We start from the raw sequence: 302 nt of genomic DNA on the forward strand, positions 1-302 counted from the left end.
ATATCGCAGAAAGACCTTGCTCAGCAATTTAATAAGGGAAAGGCAACGATTGAACGCTGGTATCATCGCCAGTATCAGGAGCAATCAAAAGAGCTGATGAATACGCCATGCCCAACGGTTATTGGTATTGATGAGCATTTTTTCAGTCGAAGGCAGGGCTTTGCCACAACGCTTTGCGACCTTAGAAAACATAAAATTTTTGATATCGTGAAAGGACGAAGCGAATCAGACCTTGCCGGCTACCTGGCCTCTCTTACAGGAAAAGAGCGCGTCAGGGTGGTCTGTATGGATTTGAGCAGCAC

The 302-nt window shown here is 46.0% G+C and carries 1 protein-coding gene; it reads left to right on the forward strand.

What is annotated here, in order from left to right:
- Positions 1 to 302: transposase (locus ACQUTA_RS13120; RefSeq protein ID WP_444988714.1), on the forward strand; the 302-nt coding region annotated here is incomplete at both ends.

The sequence above is a fragment of the Legionella navarrensis genome (genome assembly GCF_052527415.1).